The sequence below is a fragment of the Enterobacter cloacae complex sp. 394I7 genome (assembly GCF_057320345.1).
This window is the reverse complement of the sequence record NZ_JBXWCR010000001.1, coordinates 1,078,809-1,100,695: the sequence shown is the minus strand read 5'-3', so window position 1 is coordinate 1,100,695 and position 21,887 is coordinate 1,078,809. Positions and strand designations below refer to the sequence as shown.

19 protein-coding genes are annotated in these 21,887 nt (G+C 55.1%); 13 read left to right on the top strand and 6 right to left on the bottom strand.

The window, feature by feature from the left end; genetic code table 11:
• Positions 1-40: 40 nt before the first annotated feature.
• Entirely contained in the window at positions 41-1,378 is a 1,338-nt protein-coding gene (locus AC2FAP_RS05385; protein ID WP_014169981.1) for a TolC family outer membrane protein, read from the bottom strand.
• Positions 1,379-2,114: 736 nt separating this feature from the next.
• Here AC2FAP_RS05385 and AC2FAP_RS05380 point away from each other — a divergent pair.
• Both AC2FAP_RS05380 and AC2FAP_RS05375 read left to right on the top strand, forming a co-directional pair.
• The gene (locus AC2FAP_RS05380; RefSeq protein WP_032681059.1) at positions 2,115-2,858 is read left to right on the top strand and encodes a DeoR/GlpR family DNA-binding transcription regulator; all 744 of its coding nucleotides are present in this window, start codon (positions 2,115-2,117) and stop codon (positions 2,856-2,858) included.
• A gap of 13 nt (positions 2,859-2,871) precedes the next feature.
• Complete coding sequence (locus AC2FAP_RS05375; protein ID WP_108648305.1) at positions 2,872-3,939, top strand: oxidoreductase; 1,068 nt, start codon at positions 2,872-2,874, stop codon at positions 3,937-3,939.
• 49 nt (positions 3,940-3,988) lie between these two features.
• Here AC2FAP_RS05375 and cybB read toward each other — a convergent pair whose 3' ends face one another.
• Positions 3,989-4,519, bottom strand: coding sequence for a cytochrome b561 (cybB, locus tag AC2FAP_RS05370; protein ID WP_025204247.1), 531 nt, complete (start codon positions 4,517-4,519; stop codon positions 3,989-3,991).
• Between the two features lie 189 nt (positions 4,520-4,708).
• Here cybB and gap point away from each other — a divergent pair, with 189 nt between their 5' ends.
• A complete protein-coding gene (gap, locus tag AC2FAP_RS05365) occupies positions 4,709-5,710 on the top strand; it encodes a type I glyceraldehyde-3-phosphate dehydrogenase (RefSeq protein ID WP_020884211.1) in 1,002 nt (333 codons plus the stop codon).
• A gap of 48 nt (positions 5,711-5,758) precedes the next feature.
• Here gap and AC2FAP_RS05360 read toward each other — a convergent pair whose 3' ends face one another.
• Entirely contained in the window at positions 5,759-6,562 is an 804-nt protein-coding gene (locus AC2FAP_RS05360) for a YdcF family protein (protein WP_086463409.1), read from the bottom strand.
• A gap of 202 nt (positions 6,563-6,764) precedes the next feature.
• On the opposite strand from AC2FAP_RS05360, the gene AC2FAP_RS05355 reads away from it, so the two are divergent.
• The 4 genes from AC2FAP_RS05355 to AC2FAP_RS05340 all read left to right on the top strand — a co-directional run bounded on the left by AC2FAP_RS05355 (position 6,765) and on the right by AC2FAP_RS05340 (position 11,655).
• A complete protein-coding gene (locus AC2FAP_RS05355; RefSeq protein WP_044866484.1) occupies positions 6,765-8,417 on the top strand; it encodes an MFS transporter in 1,653 nt (550 codons plus the stop codon).
• Between the two features lie 31 nt (positions 8,418-8,448).
• Entirely contained in the window at positions 8,449-9,531 is a 1,083-nt protein-coding gene (locus tag AC2FAP_RS05350) for an HlyD family secretion protein (RefSeq protein WP_014169974.1), read from the top strand.
• Positions 9,528-10,907, top strand: coding sequence for an efflux transporter outer membrane subunit (locus AC2FAP_RS05345; protein WP_044866485.1), 1,380 nt, complete (start codon positions 9,528-9,530; stop codon positions 10,905-10,907). Before AC2FAP_RS05350 ends, AC2FAP_RS05345 begins: the two co-directional genes overlap by 4 nt.
• 88 nt (positions 10,908-10,995) lie before the next feature.
• Positions 10,996-11,655 (top strand): O-methyltransferase, encoded by a 660-nt coding sequence (locus AC2FAP_RS05340; protein WP_032681065.1) that lies wholly within the window; start codon positions 10,996-10,998, stop codon positions 11,653-11,655.
• A gap of 43 nt (positions 11,656-11,698) precedes the next feature.
• Here the strand turns inward: AC2FAP_RS05340 and hrpA are convergent, their stop codons facing one another.
• A complete protein-coding gene (hrpA, locus tag AC2FAP_RS05335) occupies positions 11,699-15,601 on the bottom strand; it encodes an ATP-dependent RNA helicase HrpA (protein WP_449541633.1) in 3,903 nt (1,300 codons plus the stop codon).
• Between the two features lie 205 nt (positions 15,602-15,806).
• Here hrpA and azoR point away from each other — a divergent pair, with 205 nt between their 5' ends.
• Both azoR and AC2FAP_RS05325 read left to right on the top strand, forming a co-directional pair.
• A complete protein-coding gene (gene azoR, locus AC2FAP_RS05330; protein ID WP_017693462.1) occupies positions 15,807-16,412 on the top strand; it encodes an FMN-dependent NADH-azoreductase in 606 nt (201 codons plus the stop codon).
• 96 nt (positions 16,413-16,508) lie between these two features.
• Positions 16,509-17,192 carry an RluA family pseudouridine synthase gene (locus tag AC2FAP_RS05325; protein WP_032678112.1) on the top strand — a complete coding sequence of 228 codons (684 nt, stop codon included), beginning with the start codon at positions 16,509-16,511 and terminating at the stop codon, positions 17,190-17,192.
• Between the two features lie 7 nt (positions 17,193-17,199).
• On the opposite strand, the gene AC2FAP_RS05320 is transcribed toward AC2FAP_RS05325, so the two are convergent.
• The gene (locus tag AC2FAP_RS05320; RefSeq protein WP_014169968.1) at positions 17,200-17,739 is read right to left on the bottom strand and encodes a DUF2058 domain-containing protein; all 540 of its coding nucleotides are present in this window, start codon (positions 17,737-17,739) and stop codon (positions 17,200-17,202) included.
• A gap of 171 nt (positions 17,740-17,910) precedes the next feature.
• Here AC2FAP_RS05320 and AC2FAP_RS05315 point away from each other — a divergent pair, with 171 nt between their 5' ends.
• Together AC2FAP_RS05315 and AC2FAP_RS05310 are read left to right on the top strand one after the other, a co-directional pair.
• Positions 17,911-18,885 carry a DUF1852 domain-containing protein gene (locus AC2FAP_RS05315; protein WP_014169967.1) on the top strand — a complete coding sequence of 325 codons (975 nt, stop codon included), beginning with the start codon at positions 17,911-17,913 and terminating at the stop codon, positions 18,883-18,885.
• A 26-nt stretch (positions 18,886-18,911) separates the two neighbouring features.
• Positions 18,912-19,940, top strand: a complete 1,029-nt coding sequence (locus tag AC2FAP_RS05310; RefSeq protein ID WP_025204256.1) for a methionine synthase — start codon at positions 18,912-18,914, stop codon at positions 19,938-19,940.
• A 3-nt stretch (positions 19,941-19,943) separates the two neighbouring features.
• On the opposite strand, the gene AC2FAP_RS05305 is transcribed toward AC2FAP_RS05310, so the two are convergent.
• Positions 19,944-20,876, bottom strand: coding sequence for a LysR family transcriptional regulator (locus AC2FAP_RS05305; RefSeq protein ID WP_449541632.1), 933 nt, complete (start codon positions 20,874-20,876; stop codon positions 19,944-19,946).
• Positions 20,877-20,975: 99 nt separating this feature from the next.
• Here AC2FAP_RS05305 and AC2FAP_RS05300 point away from each other — a divergent pair, with 99 nt between their 5' ends.
• Together AC2FAP_RS05300 and AC2FAP_RS05295 are read left to right on the top strand one after the other, a co-directional pair.
• Positions 20,976-21,410, top strand: a complete 435-nt coding sequence (locus AC2FAP_RS05300; RefSeq protein WP_449541631.1) for a DMT family transporter — start codon at positions 20,976-20,978, stop codon at positions 21,408-21,410.
• Between the two features lie 4 nt (positions 21,411-21,414).
• Positions 21,415-21,885, top strand: a complete 471-nt coding sequence (locus AC2FAP_RS05295) for a DMT family transporter (protein WP_086532546.1) — start codon at positions 21,415-21,417, stop codon at positions 21,883-21,885.
• Positions 21,886-21,887: the final 2 nt, after the last annotated feature.

The following is a 21,887-nucleotide window of genomic DNA, read 5'->3' as shown; positions in this document are numbered from 1 at the left end:
TTATTTTCTTACTTATTTCGCACAAAAAGACGCGTGTTTTTTAACTCAAATCAGGTAATTTTGCGGCAGCGTTTTTCTCTATGCCGATCATTGGCATCAAATTATCAACGGCAGATGCGTAATTAATCGCCGAACTCCAGCCATCATATTCAGCCATTATTTTGGCTGAGGTGGCTTGCCAGACATCCTGTTCAACGCTGAGCAAATCGTTAATGCTCCGCTTGCTCAGGGTATATTCATTTCTGTAAACATCCCGGGCGCGTAACGCGCTTTCCAGCTGCAGCTTCCCCGCCTGCATTCTCCCCTGCGCGCCGGTCCAGTCAGCCTGCGCGACAGAGGCTTTTTGCAGGACATCGAACCGCGCCTGGTCAACCTGAGACGATGCCATGGCTCTTGCCCCTTCGGCCTGGCGAACGCGGGCTGAAACGGCGCCCCCCTGGTATAGCGGTGCGTCAATATTGAGCTGAATCTGGTCATCCCAGTAAGAACGGTTGTCGGACTCGTAGCGGGTGCGGCCTCCTTTCAGGCTTAACGTCGGCCAGTGCTGAGACTTTGCCGTTGCCACGCCATACTGAGCTGAACGCTCCATATTCTGCGCGGCCATGACCGCGGGAATGGCCGAGTAATCAATGCGATTAAGCGAATCTTGCTCAACGGCAAGCTTCGCCGGTACAGGTGAATAGCGCTCGGCCTCCATGCCAGTCAACACCGCAAGCCGTGCGCGGGCGCTGTTTAACGCTGCGTTATACTGCTCGACCGTGGCCTGCATACCGGCAATGCGCGTGCGCGTCTGAAGCTCGTCAGAGGTTGAGCTGACGCCTGCGTCGGCGCGGAGCTTGGCCAGTTGTTCAACGTTTTTGAGCGCCTGAACGTTCTCTTTGGCGGCCTGTAACAGGTCGGAATAGCGTTTAACTTCTACGTAGCTGAGCGCCGTTTTTTCCGCCACCGCAGACAAGGTGCTCATCAACTGGTAACGATAGCTATCGCGCTGCGCCGTGGACTGGTCGATGCTGTTGTTGGTCTTGCCAAAATCGTATACCAGCTGCGTCAGACTCAATCCCCAGGCCGCAGAATTGCGCAGCGAGCCGCTGGAATCGGTGGTCTGGCTATGGCCGGTGCTACCGTTTAACGATATTTGTGGCATCCAGCCGCTGCGTGCTTCATCTATTTGTGCCTGACCTATTCCCAGTTGCGCGGCCTGCTGGCTAATCGACGGATCGCGATCGATGGCAAAAAGAATACTCTCTTTTAATGTTGTCGCAGCAATCGGAGCAATCCCCACCTGGCGGCTATTCGCAGAGGCCGTATTAAAGGCCAACGAAATTAATGCCAGGGCGACTGGAAATCTCAGCAACATATTATTTCGCATGATAGTCATTTTTATCTCCCTGACTCTGAATGACGTTTAAATATTTACCCCTAAAGGGGTATAAATAATTCGACAAATATCTTACCTGGGTCCGAATAAATATTGGACAAACGCTCCCCAACCCCATTTCCATTGGAGATGAGAGCCGACCATATTCTTATGACAATAAGAATTTACTTATTTCTTTAACTGGTTTGCAGCATAACAAAATGCGCTATAGGCAACTACACCCACAATGTTAATGTGGTGTTACAGATAAGAAAAAAGATGGGGTTTCTGGACAAAACCTTAAAAAGGGGCTTTCAAATGAAACAAATAAAGTCTTTGTTATTTAAGTAAAATTTTAGAATCGCCGGATGCACATTTTTGCGTTAATTTCAGCATGCGTCAGACACAAAGATTTTCAAAGAAATGTCAGTTTAAGTAACCATAACACCATATACAACATTAATATCTATTAATATAAAAATATACAGAATTTATTGCTATTTATTAATTTCATTAAAGCATTAATGGTTGCATATTGGTATCACAATGGTTATATCCGCCAGTGTGTTTAATAAAACACAACAGTAACATTGCTGTTAACATTTGGAATGAATCACTCACACCGTATTAATAACATTTTAATAATAACCAATGTGAACAATACCGGACATTGATACTTACTGGCGATCAACACCCTTCCCTCTGCGGTAAAATGCTGTAATATGCAACTTATTGCGATATTTTGCGGGATTTACCCATGCACAAAACGGCCAGACAAAAATATGTGCTTGATATCATTAGTGAGCACGGGCAGGCCAGCATTACGGAACTGGCGGACAAACTGCAGGTCTCAGCGGACACCATCCGCCGGGATCTGACCGATCTCGAGAAACAGGGGCTGGCGCAAAAGAACCACGGCGGGGCAATTGCCCTGAATCTGTCGGCCATGAATCGTCAGGGGCGCAATACCCTGCTGCCGGAAACCAAACAACGTCTTGGTCAACAGGTGGCGCAGGCTGTTCCGCCAGGTTCGACGCTGTTTCTGGATGCGGGGAGCACGGTAATGGCTGTCGCCTCGTTCCTGAAGGGACCGCTGACAATCATCACCACCTCGCTGGATATCGCGTGGCACTTCAGCGACCGTGACGATATCGAACTGATCCTGCTCGGCGGAAAATGGGATCACAAGCAGCGACTGTTTGCCGGCAGCGCCACCCTCTCCCTGCTGTCACGCTACCGCGCGGATATCGCCATTCTGGGGGCCTGTGCTATCCATGCTGAACTCGGTCTGAGCGCCGGAAAAGAGGCCGATGCCGAGGTCAAACGGGCGATGCTCGCAGCCAGCCATGAGCGCTGGATTGTCGCCGACCATCTGAAACTAAACCGCTGTGAACCGTATCTGGTCAGCGGATTATCCAACATCCAGCACCTCTTTTTAGATCGTCCCTGGCCTGAGCTTGGGGACCCTGGCGCAATGCACATTACGGTTTGCGCGAAATAACGTGGAGAAGGTCATGAGTAAAGAGAAGACAATCAACATTGCGCTGATCGGGTATGGATTTGTAGGCAAGACCTTCCATGCCCCGCTGATCCAGTCCGTGGACGGCCTCAAGCTGGCGGTGGTTTCGTCTCGTGATGAAGAGAAGGTTAAACGCGATCTTCCTGATGTTCAGGTGGTGGCAACCCCGGAAGAGGCAATTCAGCATCCCGATGTCGATCTGGTGGTGATTGCCTCCCCTAACGCCACCCACGCGCCGCTGGCAACGCTTGCCCTGAATTCAGGCAAACATGTGGTCGTGGATAAACCGTTCACGCTCGACATGCAGGAAGCCCGCGACCTGATTGCCCTGGCGCAAGAGAAGCAACTGCTGCTCTCCGTCTTCCATAACCGCCGCTGGGACAGCGACTTCCTCGGCATTAAGCAGGTTATTGAGCAAGGAACCCTTGGCAAGGTCAAACACCTTGAGTCGCACATTGACCGTTTCCGCCCGGAAGTGCGCGTGCGCTGGAGAGAGCAAAACGTGCCCGGTAGCGGTCTGTGGTTTGATCTGGGGCCGCACCTGATTGACCAGACGCTGCAGCTCTTTGGACTGCCACAGTCGGTACAGGGCAATATCGCCACGCTGCGTGACGGCGCGGAAATTAACGACTGGGCACACGTGGTCTTAGATTATCCGCAACATAAAGTGATTTTGCACTGCAGCATGCTGGTGGCTGGCGGAACGGCACGTTTTACCGTTCACGGCGATAAAGGCAGCGTGGTGAAAGCCCGAATCGACCAACAGGAAGCGCAACTGCTGGCGGGCGTGATCCCCGGCAGTGAGGCCTGGGGCGAGGACAGTGACAGCATGGTGTTCTTTGGTGCAAACGGTGAGCCGCAGACCGTTACCACGCCGAAAGGCGATCAGCGTCAGTACTACATCAACGTGCGTGATGCGCTACTCGGAAAAATCACCAATCCGGTTCATCCGGTCGAGGCGCTGGCGGTGATGGCGGTACTGGAAGCGGCCGTGAAATCCTCAGAGACGGGCACCACTCAGGCGCTGGAGTTAACCCCGGAAGAGCGCGCTCAACTGCAATAAAACGCTAAAAAAAAGCCCTGCAGACTGCTGCAGGGCTCGCTGTTATGGGTTACTGGCGTTTTTTTGGCATCATGCGCAGGAGGGTGTTGTCTTTCCAGAAATAGTGATGCATCAGCGCCGCCATCGCGTGCAGACCAATCACAACGTACCCCACGTTGGCCAGCGTCTCGTGCCACTCTTTCAGAACGTCGACCAGATCAAAATTCGATTCTGCCGCGTGCGGCATCACCAGACCAAAGGCTAACCAGTCAGTACCGCGGTTATACATCATGACAATACCAATCAGCGGCAACGCGATGAACAGCAGATACACCACCAGATGACCAAGATGGGACAGCCCGGTCACCATCGGTTTTGGCTTTGGTTCAATCGGCGGTGCGCGGAATTTAAGGCGAACCACTAAACGCGTCACCATCAACACCAGCACAGAGATGCCGCACGAAACGTGGATCATGTTGATTACCGGCCGGGCGGTGCGTGGGAAGAAGCCTTTGAATTCCATCGCGCAGTAGGCGACGATGATTAACAAAAACACCAGCCAGTGGATAGCAATTTGCAGGCTTGTATATTTAGTACGCATGAGATTTCCTGATAAATAACCGATATCGCGCCAACATAATCCCCTTTCCTTAAAAATTCATTAATTTTTCTGTATGGTTTTTCAAATACTTCCCCTCGCATGAAGCTTCTTCAATTGCCGCCCTGTCCGTGATGGTCTAAGCCTGGATGAGTTCAAACTGTCGCAAAGACGCGTTCACAGGAGTACACCATGAGTAAAATTGGCATTAACGGATTTGGACGCATAGGACGCCTTGTCCTGCGTCGCCTTCTTGAAACCCAGGACAGCAACACCGTCGTCGCCATCAACGATCTCACCTCTCCCAAAGTACTGGCTTATCTGCTCAGGCATGATTCCAACTACGGTGGCTTCCCGTGGAGCGTAGATTTCACCGAAGACGCCCTGATTGTTGACGGAAAAACTATCGCCGTGTACGCCGAAAAAGAGGCAAAACATATCCCGTGGAAAGCCGCGGGCGTCGATATCGTCGTGGAATGCACCGGCTTCTACACGTCGGCAGAAAAATCACAGGCCCACCTTGAGGCCGGTGCCAAAAAAGTGCTGATCTCTGCCCCTGCCGGTGAGATGAAAACCATCGTGTATAACGTGAATGACGATACTATTGACGCCAGTGATACGATTATCTCCGTTGCTTCCTGTACCACCAACTGCCTCGCCCCACTGGCAAAAGCCCTGCACGATGCGTTTGAAATAAAAGTGGGCACCATGACAACCATTCACGCCTATACCGGCACGCAGGCGCTGGTGGATGGCCCGCGCGGGAAAGATCTTCGCGCCTCACGCGCCGCGGCGGAGAATATCATTCCGCACACCACCGGGGCGGCCAAAGCCATCGGTCTGGTGATTCCGGCCCTCAGCGGCAAGCTGAAAGGCCACGCCCAGCGCGTACCGGTGAAAACCGGTTCAGTAACCGAGTTGGTCTCGATTCTGGGTAAAAAGGTCACCGTTGAGGAGATCAACGCCGCGCTGAAAAAAGCGACACAGGGGAATAAATCTTTTGGTTATACCGATGAAGAGATTGTTTCGTCTGATGTGATTGGCTCTCACTTTGGTTCTGTCTTTGACGCCACACAGACCGAGGTATCAGAGGCTGGCGATCTGCAACTGGTGAAAACCGTCGCCTGGTATGACAACGAATACGGTTTCGTCACCCAGCTGGTGCGCACGCTGGACAAATTCGCCTCGCTGTAATGCCTGTCCCCTCTCCGCGGAGAGGGGAATACCGCAAACGGCCTCTGCTCAGAGAAGCGACCGGTGGTTCAGGGCATCCGTAAGCACAGGATCCTGCTTTAACCGTGCCCACGCTGCAGTCACCTCGTCGGGGAATTCAACGTGTGCAATAAAATCACGCCCGGCCGGGCCATAGCCGTTCATGTCATCACAGAGTCGCGGAAGCTCGCCTAAAATGAGCGAGAGATAACGCTCTACCGGCCAGAGACCAGCACTCTCCCCGCTGAACACCAGCCCGTTTTCGCCATTTTTCAGCACCGGTGTATAGCCCGGGTGGCTGACCCACTGCGGCGAAGCAGACTCGTCACGGCACACGCGGGCAAAGGTTGCCATCGTGCGGCGCTGCATGGTCGGATCCTGCACGACCAGCACGCGCCCGGACGTCTGTTGATGCTGTTTGAGCATGTTCCAGCTAAAACGCGCGTTTTCTCCGCAGTTGGTTGATTGATCGTCAACCCACACGTGCGCATCAGGGATCTGCCAGAACTGGCGGGCAATATCGGCCAGAATGCTTGCTTCCGCTCGCCCCGTTACCGGGACAGTGTGATAACGCGGATGCTGAGCGATGGCCGCATACAAAAACGCGGTCGAATGGCCAATCCCTCCGCTAATCAGTAACGGAACGTCGTGTTCAGCGGCAATACGGCAGGCAGCGTCGATGGTCGGCATCACCGCGTTTCCGGCCAGAATAACCCTGTCAACAGCCGCCACGTCGCGGGTATCGCCCAAATCATCCTGTGCCAGCCACTGGCCGACCGTGTTGATCGCCGCCAGGGTTGACTCCGGCAGAAGGGGAAAATGCGTCTGAACCATGGTGATGTCCTCAGTTGCTCAGGTTCAGATTAACGACTTCAGATCGACAAAACAACGGCCTCCCGGGCCGCTCTTTTTCCTTAACCTGTTCTTCAACATTTGATTAACCTGCGAAAATCATATTCACTTGAATTATCATTTGCGGCAAACGTAGAATCGTTAGCCCACTCATTATTCAATTTTTTCTAAGGTAAAAGACGTTATGCGCCTGCCCGAACGCGACCCTTATGCTCCTCGCGAGTGGCAGCCTCATGAGAAACCCGCCCTGTTGGGTTCGCCCTCCACGCCAGAACACAGCACGCCAAAACGGATTGCCTACGGGGTTGTCGGTCTGCTGGTGTGCCTGACGGGGGCGCTGGGTAATGCGGTGGTCACCGCCAATCTGCAAAATCTGCAGGGAACCTTCGGGGCCTGGTCGACAGAAATCGCCTGGCTCCCGGCGGTGTATGTGATGACCAACATCTCCATCAACCTGCTGCTGGTGAAATTCCGCCAGCAGTATGGTTTGCGCGCCTTCACGGAAGGTTTTCTGGTGCTGTATGTGCTGGTCACCTTTTTCCACCTGTTTGTAAACGATCTCAGCTCCGCGCTGATGGTGCGTGCCGCACACGGGATGGTGGCCGCCGCGCTCAGCTCCCTCGGTATTTACTACCAGATACAGGCCTGGCCCGCGAAACACCGTCTGAAGGCACTGACCATCGGGATTACCGGGTCATCGCTCGCCATCCCCCTCGCCCGCCTCTTTTCGACCGAGCTGCTGCAGCTTGACGAGTGGCGCGGGCTTTACTTCTTTGAGCTCGGGCTGGCGCTCATTTCACTGGCCTGCGTGATAGCGTTGAAATTGCCTCCTGGCGACCGGCGCAAGGTCTTCGAGAAAAAAGACTTCATCACCTTCTTTTTACTGGCCCCGGGGATGGCGCTGCTCTGCGCGGTGCTCTCCTTAGGCCGTCTTTACTGGTGGTTTGAAGCGCCGTGGATCGGCTGGTCGCTGGCATTAGCGCTGGTATTAATCGTGTCTGCGATCGTGTTTGAACATAACCGTTCTAACCCGTTGCTGAATACCCGCTGGTTGTCGAGCGGCAGCATCGTGCGTCTCGGGCTCATTATGCTGCTGATCCGCATCGTGCTGGCGGAGCAAAACACCGGCGTTATCGGCTGGCTGCAGTATGTCGGCCTGCAGAATGAGCAGATGACCCACCTGGCGTGGTCTATTTTTGCCGGTATTGTCTGCGGGATTGTGACCAGCTGTTTGACCATCAAGCCCACAAAACTGGCGTGGCCGATCATTACCTCGCTGGCGCTTATGATTGTTGCCTCCCTGCTGGACAGCCAGTCGAACAACCTGACCCGCCCGGACCAGCTGATGCTAAGCCAGTTCCTGCTGGGCTTCGGCAGCGCCTTCTTCCTCGCGCCCGCCATGCTGGCCGCGATTGGCGGGGTTATCGCCGATCCGCGCAACCTGGTGAGCTTCTCGGTGATGTTTGGCATGAGCCAGAACCTCGGCGGCCTGCTCGGCTCTGCCATCCTGGGGACCTTCCAGACCTGGCGCGAGAAATACCACTCCAGCATGCTGGCCGATCAGCTCACAACCCTGAACCCGCTGGTGAATGACCGTATTCAGGCTTACACCGGGCTGTACCGGAACCTGATTGGCGACAGCTCGCTGCTGGGTACCCAGGCCATCACCCAGCTGCAAACGGTTTCAACGCTTGAGGCAAATATTCTGGCTTATAACGATACTTATTTACTGACGGCGAGCATCGCCGCCGCCACCCTGGTCTGGATTTTATGGCGCTTGCTGCGCCTGCGCCTGACTGCCCGTATGGCCCTGAAGAAGGCAACAGGCAACAAGTAATGAATATGAAGATGATTTCTCTGGAGATGTTATGAGTCAGCAGGATGCCGCTAAAGAGCAGGCCAACACCCGTAAAAATGTCCGTATCGTTTCGGTTTTCACCGCGGCGGCAATCGGTATTGTCGGCGTACTGGTGATCCTCTACGCCTGGCAGCTACCCCCGTTCACCCGCCACTCGCAGTTTACTGATAATGCCTACGTGCGCGGACAGACGACCTTTATCAGCCCGCAGGTTAACGGCTATATCACTGAGGTGAAGGTGCAGGATTTCGACCGGGTCAAAAAGGGCGAGCTGCTGCTGCAGATTGATGACCGTATCTACCGCCAGCGGGTGCATCAGGCCGAAGCGCAGCTGGCGATGAAGATTGCCGCCCTGAACAACAACCTGCAACAGCGCAAAAGCGCCGAAGCGGTGATCGCCAAAAACGAAGCGGCTCTGAAAAATGCCCGCGCCCAGAGTCTGAAATCCCAGGCGGATTTGAAACGCGTAAAGGACCTGACGGCGGATGGTTCACTGTCTATCCGTGAGCGCGACGCCGCGCTGGCAAGCGCAGCCCAGGGCAGCGCCGACATTGACCAGGCGAAAGCCACGCTGGAAATGTCGCGCCAGGATCTGCAAACGGTGATCGTCAATCGCGGCGCGCTGGAGGCGGATGTGGAAAACGCCAAAGCGGCGCTGGAGCTGGCGCAAATTGACCTGCAAAACACGCGCATTGTGGCGCCTCGCGACGGCCAGCTTGGTCAGATCGCCGTTCGTCTGGGCGCTTACGTTACCGCCGGAACCCACCTCACCACCCTCGTGCCGCCTCAGCACTGGGTGATCGCCAATATTAAAGAGACGCAGCTGGCGGAGCTTCGGGTGGGTCAGCCGGTGAAATTCACCGTCGATGCATTAAATGATAAGGCCTATCAGGGCCGCGTGGAGAGCATCTCTCCGGCAACCGGCGTTGAGTTCAGCGCCATCACGCCGGATAACGCCACGGGTAACTTTGTCAAAATTGCCCAGCGTATTCCGGTGCGAATTGAAGTATTGGGTGACCAGGAAGCCTATCAGCTTCTGCGTCCGGGCATGTCGGTGCAGGTGACCATTGATACGCGGGAGGCGAAGCAATGACCCTTCGCCCGATAGCCGTTCTGATGATCATGACCGTGCTGGCCGGTTGCCAGTCGGTCGACGTGAAACCGGCGCAGCCGTCGCTGCACATCCCCACGCAATGGCGAGCAACAGCAGGCCCGGCAAGCCCTGCAGAACAGCTCTGGTGGCGTAATTTCCACGACAATAATCTGAACCGCTATGTGGACCTGGCGCTTAAGAACAACAGCGACGTGCTGATTGCCCGCGAACGGATTAACGAGTATCAGGCACGGGTCTACGCGGCCGACGGCAGCCTGTTTCCGTCGCTGGATGCTGGCGTCACGGGCACCCGCGCGCGGACACAATCTGCTGCCACCGGTCTGCCGATCTACAGCAGCCTGTATAAAGGCAGCCTCACCGCCAGCTATGATGTCGATATCTGGGGCGTAAACCGCAGCACCGCGAATGCGGCTGAAGCCTCGCTGGACGCGCAGAAAGCCGCGGCGGCGGCGGCAGATCTTACCGTGGCATCCTCGGTCGCCTCCGGCTATATCACCCTGCTGTCCCTCGATGAACAGCTTCGCGTCACCCGCTCCACGCTGAAGTCTCGGGAAGAGGCATTCACTCTCGCTAAACGCCAGTTTGAAACGGGCTACAGTTCACGCCTGGAGCTGATGCAGTCCGACTCCGAACTGCGCTCCACGCGGGCGCAGGTTCCCCTGCTGCAGCATCAGATTGCACAGCAGGAGAACGCCCTGAGCCTGCTGCTGGGGAGCAACCCGGGCGAGGTCGCGCGCAGTGAAAACTTCGCGGCCCTGACGCCCCTGACATTGCCCTCGCAACTGCCCTCCTCGCTGCTTAATCGCCGTCCGGATATTGTGCAGGCTGAAAAGCAACTGGTTGCGGCTGATGCCTCGCTGGCTGCCTCAAGCGCCAGCCTGCTGCCGTCGATCAACCTGACCGCAACCGGATCGATACAGGATCGCACGCTCTCCGGCTTACTCGACAACCCGCTGCAGCTCTGGAGCGTCGGCGGCAGCATTCTTGCTCCGCTGCTCAACCGCCAGGCGCTGAACGCACAGGTGGATATTTCGCAGTCCCAGCGCAACCAGGCGCTTTACAGTTATGAAAAAACCGTCCGTAACGCCTTTGCCGAGGTCAATAACAGTCTTGATGCTATCACGCGCTATCAGGAACAACTGACGGAGCTGCTTGCCCAACAAGATGTGGCGCAAGAGACGCTGCGCATAGCGCAAAACCGCTATCGCAACGGCTATTCGTCGTACCTGGATGTGCTGGATGCCCAGCGCACGCTGTTCTCGGTACAAACCAGCGTCGTGCAGGTCAAAAATAACCTGCTGCTGGCGCAGGTTGATTTGTACAGAGCACTGGGCGGAGGCTGGAGCAACGCGTGACCTGATACCCCACAAGCCCTCTCCGGCATGGAGAGGGCGAAAACCGGATCGCAGCGCAACCCGGTGTTTGCCACTCAGGAGTCAATCTATGCAACAACAGTGGTCTGCAGTCGATAATTACATGATCTCTTCACTCATTCCCGAGGATGATATCCTCCAGCGGGTGCTGGAAAACAACCAGCGAGCTGGTTTACCCGAACATGATGTCGCAGCCAATCAGGGGCAGCTGCTGGCGCTTTTTGTCCGCATGACGCAGGCACGGCGGATCCTTGAAATCGGCACGCTGGGCGCCTACAGCACTATCTGGATGGCGCGTGCGCTGCCACCTGACGGGAAGTTGATCACCCTCGAAGCGGACCCCATCCATGCCCGCGTTGCACGTCAGAATATCCAGCTGGCGGGGCTCAGCGATCGGATTGAGCTCATTGAAGGCCCTGCGCTGCACTCTCTTGAACACGTCGGTGATGTTCCACCGTTCGACCTGATCTTTATCGATGCCGATAAGCCAAACAATCCGGGGTATCTGGAGTGGGCACTGTACTACTCACGCCCGGGAACGCTGATCGTCGGGGATAATGTGGTTCGTGACGGCGAAGTGATTAACGCGCAAAGTGACGATGCCCGCGTACAGGGCGTCAGACGATTTATTGAGATGATCGGGGATAACCCGCGCCTGACGGCGACCGCGCTACAAACGGTGGGCAGTAAAGGATGGGATGGCTTTACCCTGGCCGTGGTGAATCGCTAAACGCAGATGCCCTCTCTCACAGAGAGAGGGCGAACACCCGACGTTACGCCGAAATCTGCTCCATTGCCTGCAAAATACGTTTATCCGAAATGGGATACGGCGTTCCGAGCTGCTGGGCAAAGAAGCTGACGCGCAGCTCTTCGATCATCCAGCGGATCGCCTGCACGTCTTCATCGTCACGGCGCGCCGGCGGCAATTTGTTGAGCCACTGCTGCCATGCCTTCTGCACGCTTTCCACTTTCAGCATCTGCGCGCGGTCACGATGCGGATCGATAGCCATTTTCTCCAGACGTTTTTCGATCGCCTGCAGATAACGCAACGTATCGCCAAGGCGTTTGAAGCCGTTGCCGGTAACGAATCCACGGTACACTAACCCGGCCATCTGCGCTTTCACGTCCGACAGCCCCAGCGCCATGGTCATATCCACGCGCCCTTTCAGGCGTTTGTTGATATTGAACACGGTGGTGAGGATCTGCTCGACCTGTTTCGCAATGTCGACCACGGTGTCGTTCAGTTCTGCCCTGACTTTCTCATGCAGTACCGCAAACTCCGCTTCTGACCAGACCGGACCGCCCGCCTCGTGGATAAGCTTGTCCACGCCACAGGAGATGCAGTCGTCAATCAGATCCAGCACTTTACCGTACGGGTTAAAGTAGAGGCCAAGCTTGGCTTTGTTCGGTAACTTCTCGTGCAGATATTTAATCGGTGACGGAATATTAAGCAGCAGCAAACGACGCAGACCACGCCACATCATCTGCTGTTGTTCCTGTGGATTATCAAAGAGTTTGATGGCCACGCTGTCACGCTCATCTACCAGTGCAGGCCAGGCCTTCACCCTGTAGTTGCCGCGTTTTTGCTCATAGCTTTCCGGAAGCTCTCCAAAGCTCCAGATGTGCAATCCGCTCTGCTCGATACCGTCATCAGCTACCGCAGAAAGCGTCTCCTGGACTTTACCTTTCAGCGCCTCTTTCAGTTCGGTCAGCGATCGGCCTTCCTGCAGCTTTTTGTTTTTGTCGTCCACCACGCGGAAGCTGATTTTCAGGTGATCGGGCACCTGATCCCAGTGCCAGTCGTCGCGGTCGACGGTTACGCCCGTCATGCGCCTGAGCTCACGCTCCAGCGAATCCAGCAGCGGCAACTCCAGCGGCGTTACGCGGCATAAAAACGCTTCGGCATAGTTTGGCGCAGGCACAAAGTTACGACGCACCGGTTTTGGCAGCGATTTGATCAGCGCAATCACCAGCTCGCGACGCAGCCCCGGAATTTGCCACTCGAATCCGCTCTCTTCGACCTGGTTTAACAGCGGCAGCGGAATGTGTACGGTGACGCCATCCGCATCCGCGCCCGGCTCAAACTGATAGGTCAGACGCAGCTTGAGAGAGCCCTGATGCCAGAAGTTCGGGTAATCGAGTTTGCTGACCGACTCCGCTCCCTCTTTGATCAACATGCTCTTTTCAAAGTTGAGCAGGTCCGGGGTCTCTTTGCTGGCCTTCTTCCACCAGCTGTCGAAGTGGCGGGCAGAAATCACATCGTGGCTGATACGCTGGTCGTAAAACTCAAACAGCGCCTCGTCGTCGACCAGAATGTCGCGGCGACGGGATTTATGCTCAAGCTCTTCCACTTCGGCACGCAGTTTGAGGTTTTCACGGAAGAATGCATGACGCGTCTGCCAGTCGCCCTCCACCAGCGCGTGACGAATAAACAACTCGCGGCACAACGCGGGATCTATCTGGCTGTAGTTAACCTTGCGCGCGCCAACCACCGGCAGACCGTAAACGGTCACTTTTTCGGTCGCCATCACCGCGCCCTGCGCGCGCTCCCAGTGCGGTTCACTGTATGAGCGCTTCAGCAGGTGCTGGGCAACAGGTTCAACCCATTCGGGATCAATGCGCGCCGCAATGCGGCCCCACAGGCGGCTGGTTTCCACCAGTTCGGCCACCATGGTCCATTTAGGCGGTTTCTTGAATAAACCGGACCCCGGGAAGATGGAGAAACGGGCGTTACGCGCCCCGGTATACTCCTGCTTGTCGGCATCCTTCATCCCGATATGGGAGAGCAGCCCGGTCAGCAACGCAATGTGAATTTCGCGGTACTCCGCCGGTTCACTGTTAACCGGAATGCCCAGCTCTTTCACCACCTGACGCAGCTGCGTGTAGATATCCTGCCACTCGCGCACGCGCAGATAATTGAGGAAATCGACGCGGCACTGGCGGCGGAACTGGTTCGACGACAGCGCTTTCTGCTGCTCGCCGAGGTAGTTCCACAGGTTCACAAAGGCGAGGAAGTCGGACTCTTTATCGTGGAACCGACGGTGTTTTTCATCAGACGCCTGCTGCTTGTCCATCGGACGCTCGCGCGGATCCTGAATCGAGAGCGCGGAGGTAATGATCATTGCTTCACGCACACAGCCGTGTTTCTGTGCTTCCAGCACCATGCGCGCCAGCCGCGGGTCAACCGGCAGCTGGCTGAGCTGACGGCCCAGCGGCGTCAGTTTATAGGCGCTAGCCTGCTCGTCGGTGGTGATGGCACCCAGCTCTTCCAGCAGGCGCACGCCGTCCTGAATATTGCGCTTGTCCGGCGCTTCGACAAACGGGAACGCGGCGATGTCGCCAAGCCCTAGCGCAGTCATCTGCAGGATGACCGACGCCAGGTTGGTGCGCAGAATTTCCGGGTCAGTAAACTCCGGTCGCGACAGGAAATCGTCCTCGGAATAGAGGCGAATACAGATCCCTTCCGACACACGGCCGCAGCGCCCTTTACGCTGATTAGCGGAAGCCTGAGAAACCGGCTCAATTGGCAGGCGCTGCACTTTGGTGCGGTAGCTGTAGCGGCTGATACGTGCCGTACCCGGGTCAATCACATATTTGATGCCCGGCACGGTAAGCGAGGTTTCCGCCACGTTGGTGGCGAGCACAATACGACGTCCGCTGTGCGGCTGAAACACGCGGTTTTGTTCGCTGTTTGACAGGCGCGCATACAGCGGCAGAATTTCGGTATGGCGAAGATCGCGCTTGCTGAGGGCGTCAGCGGTATCGCGAATTTCCCGTTCGCCGCTCAGGAAAATCAGAATGTCGCCCGCGCTTTCATTTCCCAGCTCGTCGACGGCATCAAAGATGGCCTGCAGCTGGTCGCGCTCGGTATCGTCCGCGTCTTCCACTATCGGGCGATAGCGCACCTCCACCGGATACGTTCGGCCAGAGACCTCGATAATCGGCGCATTGTTGAAATGCTTTGAGAAACGCTCCGGATCGATGGTGGCGGAGGTGATGATAATTTTCAGGTCCGGGCGACGCGGTAACAGTTCTTTCAGATACCCGAGCAGGAAGTCGATATTCAGGCTGCGTTCGTGCGCTTCATCGATAATGATCGTGTCGTACTGCATCAGCAGACGATCCTGCTGGATTTCCGCCAGCAGAATACCGTCAGTCATCAGCTTGACCATGGTGTTATCGCTAACGTGGTCGCTGAATCGCACCTTATACCCAATGCAGCCACCGGGCTGCGTTTGCAGCTCTTCGGCAATACGGTTCGCCACGGTACGCGCCGCCAGACGACGCGGCTGGGTGTGACCAATCAGCCCTTTCACCCCACGCCCCAGCTCCATACAAATTTTCGGCAGCTGAGTGGTTTTCCCTGAACCGGTTTCCCCTGCGACAATCACCACCTGGTGATCGCGCACGGCTTCAAGAATGTCCTGTTTTTTCTGACTGACCGGCAGGTTTTCCGGGTAGGTAATCTCCGGACGTGCGGCTTCGCGCAGCACGACTTTCCCTGCCGCCTGTTCAATCTCTTTCGCCATCTCCTGATAAATGGCCTGTTGTGCATCAGGATTTTTAACCTTCTTCACCCCGTGCAGACGGCGGGCAAACCGCTGTTTATCACGCAGCATCAGTGAATCAAGCTGTTGCAGGAGCATCGGGAAGGTTAATTTTTGTTGTTCTGTCATAGCGTTAACGGGCAGTGCACTGCCGGGTAAAATCTCTTTTTAATGATTGCTATAGAGTATCACATTGGCGCTTTGAGTGCCTTATTCAAAAAATTCGAACATAGACTTCGATATATTGCGCTATCCCTGCGACAGGATTGTGAATAGAGTGTCAACAAGCAACGGGGCAACCCCCTTCAATCAAATGCAAAAACAGGAATCACCCATGAGCAAAGTATTAGTATTGAAATCCAGTATTCTGGCAGGGTACTCACAGTCTGGTCAGCTCTCTGACTACTTCGTTGAACAGTGGCGTGAACAGCATTCTGCTGATGAAATCACCGTGCGTGACCTGGCTGCAAACCCGATTCCTGTGCTGGATGGCGAACTGGTTGGCGCGCTGCGTCCAAGCGACGCTCCCCTGACGCCACGTCAGCAGGAAGCCCTGGCCCTCTCTGACGAGCTGATTGCTGAACTGCAGGCGCACGACGTTATCGTGATCAACGCGCCAATGTACAACTTCAACATCCCTACTCAGCTGAAGAACTACTTCGACCTGGTGGCCCGTGCCGGCGTAACCTTCCGTTACACTGAAAACGGCCCTGAAGGTCTGGTGAAAGGTAAGCGTGCGATTGTACTGACCAGCCGTGGCGGTATTCACAAAGACACCCCAACTGACCTGGTTGCACCGTACCTGACTCTGTTCCTGGGCTTCATCGGTATTACCGACGTGAATTTCGTGTTTGCTGAAGGTATTGCCTACGGCCCGGAAGTTGCGACCAAAGCGCAGACCGACGCGAAAGCCGCTATCGACAGCCTCGTAGCCGCTTAATCATCCCCCTCTCACCGCCTGGTGGGAGGGTTTCTTTCTGTCCCCGCCGCTAAAAATTCGCTATCATCCGCACCCACTCTTCTGTCGGGCCGTCTGATGTCTGCGATTATAGATTCTTTTATTGCCCCACCGTGTCACGACGAGATCGAGATCCTCTGGCAGGACGAACATCTGGTCCTGATTAATAAGCCTTCCGGTCTGCTCAGCCTTTCAGGCAAAAATCCGCAAAATCGCGATTCAGTGCATTATCGACTGGTACAGACGTTTCCCGGCTGCACGCTGGTGCATCGTCTGGATTTCGGTACATCCGGGCTGATGGTAATTGCGCGCAATAAAGCGATTAACGCCGCCCTCTGTCACCAGTTCAGCCAGCGCGCCGTGCGAAAGGTATACAGCGCCCTGCTTTGCGGGCATGTGGAACACGACGAGGGAGTGATTGATGCCCCGATTGCTAAAGATCCGGCGCTGTTTCCGCTGATGTCGATTTGTGCAATTACCGGCAAACCCGCACGCTCACGCTATCAGGTGATGGACCGGTTTTATGATGCGGCACTGCCGTTGACGCGGGTCAGACTGACCCCGGAGACCGGGCGAACCCACCAGCTGCGTATTCACTGCCAGCAGTTGGGCTACCCTATTTTAGGCTGCGATCTGTATGGTGGTCTTGCACTGCCGGGCACCGAACAGATACCGCGGCTGATGCTGCACGCCAGCGAGCTGGATTTTGTGCATCCGGTGAGCGCAGAGGCAATTAACGCCCGTCACGCCGCACCGTTTTAAGCGCGACTTACCACATCAAATCGTCAGGAATTTTGAAATCTGCGTACGGATCGTCTTCATCCTGCTCTTCCTGACTCAGGGCGCTGTTTAACACGATACTCTCGGCATCGCGCTGGGCGATTTTATCGGCCACCACTGCCGGGATAATCGCATAGTCGCAGTCGCCATTGGCATTAATCACCAGACGCGCAATCGCCAGGCGGCCATTGATCAGCTGGGCCTGCGTCTGCTTGTCGACCTCGATTTTTTTGATGAGATTGCCGTCGGTAAAGTTAAAGGCGATGGTGCCTCTGGTCACGGTGATGCGGTTCATTTCGATCAGCTGCTTGACCTGCGCTTTAAACTCTTTCGCCAGCGTCGCCTGCTTCTGCTGCTCGCTCAGCTGCTTGTCACGCTCGAGCTGCGCTTTTTTATTCTCTTCTACTGCTTCCCTTGCTTCACGGGCCTGAACGCGCGATTTCTTGGCCGTGCGCTGAACTTTAGCCATCTTCTTACTGCTGACTAAGCCTGCTTTCAGCATCTGCTCTTGTAGGGTGAGTTTTGTCATGATCGTTTCTAAACCGTATTGAAATTTTGGGGATTATACCTGGAAAGGCGCTGTTCATGAAGATAGCTCATGTTGCAGTGAAATTAAGTCACTTCCCCTCCGTCACGGGCTCAGGCATAAATTATGCATTGGTAACTTCTTAGCAACAAGAACTTAGGATGTATAACGACGATGAGTAATGCTTTTACATTTAGCCTTAAGCGTAGTTGCTTTGATGAAAATTATAACCCTTCAGAAAATACGCGTACCACCACCAACTTCGCCAACCTGGCCCGTGGCGAAAAACGCCAGCAAAACCTGCGAAATACGCTGGTGATGATGAATAACCGTTTTAACGCGTTAGCGCGCTGGGATAACCCAAAAGCCGATCGCTATGCGCTCGAACTGGACATTATTTCTGTGGATTTGCATATCGGCGCTGAGAAGCCCTTCCCGGCTATCGAAATATTGCAGACAACGATCGTTGATAAAAAGACCCATGAGCGCATCGACGGTATCGTTGGAAATAATTTCTCGTCCTATGTCCGCGATTATGATTTCAGCGTCTTGCTGCCGGAGCACAATAAAAATCAGTCCCGCTTCGCGATCCCGGATAATTTTGGTGAGCTGCACGGCACTATTTTCCGGCATTTCGTTAACTCACCTGAATACAAAGAGAACTTCAAAAAGGCACCGGTGATCTGCCTGAGCGTCTCCAGCAAAGACACCTACCGCCGCACGGGCAACCAGCACCCGGTGCTGGGCATCGAGTATCGTCCGGACGGTACATCCTTAACCGAGCAGTATTTCGGGAAAATGGGTCTGCAGGTTCGTTACTTTATGCCTGAGAATAGCGCAGCGCCGTTTGCGTTTTATTTCACCGGCGATTTATTACGGGATTACACCAACCTGGAGTTGATTAGCACCATCAGCACCATGGAGACTTTCCAGAAAATTTATCGCCCTGAAATTTACAATGCGAACTCGACCGCCGGAGAATGCTACCAGCCCGATCTGAATCATGAGGATCATTCATTAACAAAAATTGTTTATGACCGTGAAGAACGCAGCCGGCTGGCAATTGAACAGGGCAAATTTACGGAAGCGTATTTTATCAAGCCCTATAAACCTCTTCTTGAGCAGTGGTCAGGTCACAACACGCTTTAATTAATCGATAATAAAGGTCTTCTACTATGAAAACATTGCTCCCGACTTCAACGGCTGGCAGTTTGCCTAAGCCAACCTGGCTTGCGCAACCCGAAACGCTCTGGTCGCCATGGAAATTGCAGGATCAGGAATTACTTGCCGGTAAACAGGATGCGCTGCGTTTATCTCTGGATGAGCAGATCCGTGCGGGCATTGATATTGTCAGCGACGGGGAACAGACTCGTCAGCACTTCGTCACCACCTTTATTGAACACCTCAGCGGCGTTGATTTTGAGAACCGCCAGACCGTGCGAATTCGTAACCGCTATGACGCGAGCGTGCCGACCGTGGTGGATGCCGTCGCGCGTCAAAAACCGGTGTTCGTTGATGATGCAAAGTATTTACGCCAGCTCACGGATAAACCGATCAAGTGGGCTCTGCCCGGCCCGATGACCATGATCGACACCCTCTATGACGCTCACTATAAAAGCCGCGAAAAGCTGGCCTGGGAATTTGCCAAAATTCTCAATCAGGAAGCGAGAGAGTTAGAAGCGGCAGGCGTTGATATCATCCAGTTTGATGAACCGGCCTTTAACGTGTTTTTTGATGAGGTGAACGACTGGGGTATTGCCGCGCTGGAACGCGCCATCGAAGGTCTGCGCTGCCAGACCGCGGTCCATATCTGCTACGGGTATGGCATCAAAGCCAATACCGACTGGAAAAAAACGCTCGGTTCAGAATGGCGGCAGTATGAAGAAGCCTTCCCTAAACTGCAGACGTCCAATATCGACATCATCTCTCTGGAGTGCCACAACTCCCGCGTACCGATGGACCTGCTGGAACTGATCCGCGGCAAAAAGGTGATGGTGGGTGCCATTGACGTGGCGACCAATACCATTGAGACGCCAGAGGAAGTGGCCGATACGCTGCGTAAAGCGCTACAGTTTGTCGATGCCGACAAGCTGTGGCCATCAACAAACTGCGGGATGGCCCCGCTCTCACGTCAGGTTGCCAACGGAAAGCTCAACGCCCTGAGCGCCGGCGCCGACATTATCCGTAAAGAACTCGGCGCATAATCGCTACGTCTGCCAGTAAGGCGGGGTGCCGAAAAGCGCCACGTAATGATCAATCACCGCCCTGACGTTCAGGGGCGGGTGACGGGCGTGAGGATAGATCGCCGCAATGTTCAGCGGCTCGGTATTTATGGCGCACTCCCATTCCACGAGGAGTGCGACCAGTTCCCCCTTCTGCAGTCTGTCGCCAATCAGCCAGTCCGGAAACAGCACGATCCCCATCCCGCCCAGCGCGGCAATGAGCAGCGACTCCGCATTATTGGAGGTCATCAGCGGCACCACGGGGTAATGCACCCAGGCGTCCCCCTGACCTCGCACCAGCCAGCGATTGGGACCTGACGACCCGCGGTAGACCAGGCACCGGTGACGACTGAGGTCATCCGGCCCGTCTGGCACACCGTGTTTTCGCAAATAGTCCGGCGACGCGGCCAGATGGTAACGCTGCTGGCCAAAAACCCGCGCGTGAAAGGTTGAATCCGTCAGCGTGCCGATGCGAAAGATAACGTCGGCGGCATCTTTGTGCGGGTCGATAAAGTCATCGGTCAGCGTCAGCTCTATATTCAGCCGGGGATACCGCGCCGCCAGTGCAGGCAGGCCAGGGGCAACGTGTCGCTGCCCAAAGTACACCGGGCCATTAATGCGCAGCGTGCCGGAAGGCTCCGTCGAACGCTCATCCAGTTCCCGACGCGCCTCCTCCAGGCTTTCCACCATCGCTCTGGCGTAGCGGATAAAAAGGTGGCCGCTTTCCGTTGGGATCACCGCCCGGGTATTACGATAGAAAAGTTGCTGGCCGAGCGCGTCCTCAAGCTGATAGATAACGCGTGAAACCTGCGAAGCAGACATCCCCTCCCGCCGGGCAACCACAGAAAAGTTTTGCGCTTCGTAAACCGCAATAAAAACCCGCAGCGAGCGGATATTCATATTTCCGGCATCAACCATTAGTGCATTTCCTGCAAAGGTGTTTCCTGCATTATGGCATTTTTCTCATCGATGTTCAGGGCTAGTCTGTTTCGCCTTCAGAACGTAGAGATAATGAATATGCAATGGATGTTAATTTTACTGGTTATTCTCGGCGGCATGGGCCTCTCCGTAGAGGCTGGCTTGCTGGGGCCACTGGGTGGGGAAGTCGGCGATTTATGGGCCACGTTCAGTATTTTCGGTACAGGTGCCGCGCTGACGTTTCTGCTGATGCTGTTTTTCAGCCCGCGTAACAGCCCGTCGTTTTTCACACAGCCCGCATGGCAACTGCTCGGCGGCGTACTCGGGCCCGTTTACGTCGTCATTTTGACCCTCGCCACGCCGGCCATCGGCATTGCCCTGACGATGATTGGCATTCTGGCAGGTCAGGTCTTTAAGAGTCTTATCATTGACCACTATGGGTTGCTGGGCACCACGCCCAGAAAGATTAACGGTAAACGCATCATCGCGCTGCTTTTCATCATTGCCGCGCTGGTTCTGGTTGCACAGGGGTAACAAAATGACACTGATTATGATTATGTTGGCAGTGTGTGGCGGCGCGACGCTGAGCATCCAGGCCGCCATCAACGGACAGCTGGGAAGCAGCGTGGGCGTCTTTAAAAGCGCGTTTCTGACGTTTTCCGTTGGTGCGCTGGTCACCGCCCTGCTGATCTTCTTCTTTGAACCCAAACAGGCCATTACCCTGATGGACGTGCCCAAATGGCAGCTGCTCGGTGCCCTGTTCGGCGTGCCCTACATTGTGATAATGGTACTGGCGGTACAACGTATCGGTACCGCCGTTGCCACGGTCGCGGTGATCTTCGGCCAGCTCACCATGAGCATGTTGATTGACAGCTTTGGCTGGCTGGGTAACGCGGTCATTCCGTTTTCGCTGAGCCGTCTCGGGGCCATCGTCTGCCTGGCCATTGCGCTGATCTTCATCTACCTCAGCAGCAAAACCCCCGCCGAACCGGCGCCCGGGAGCGAGTAACG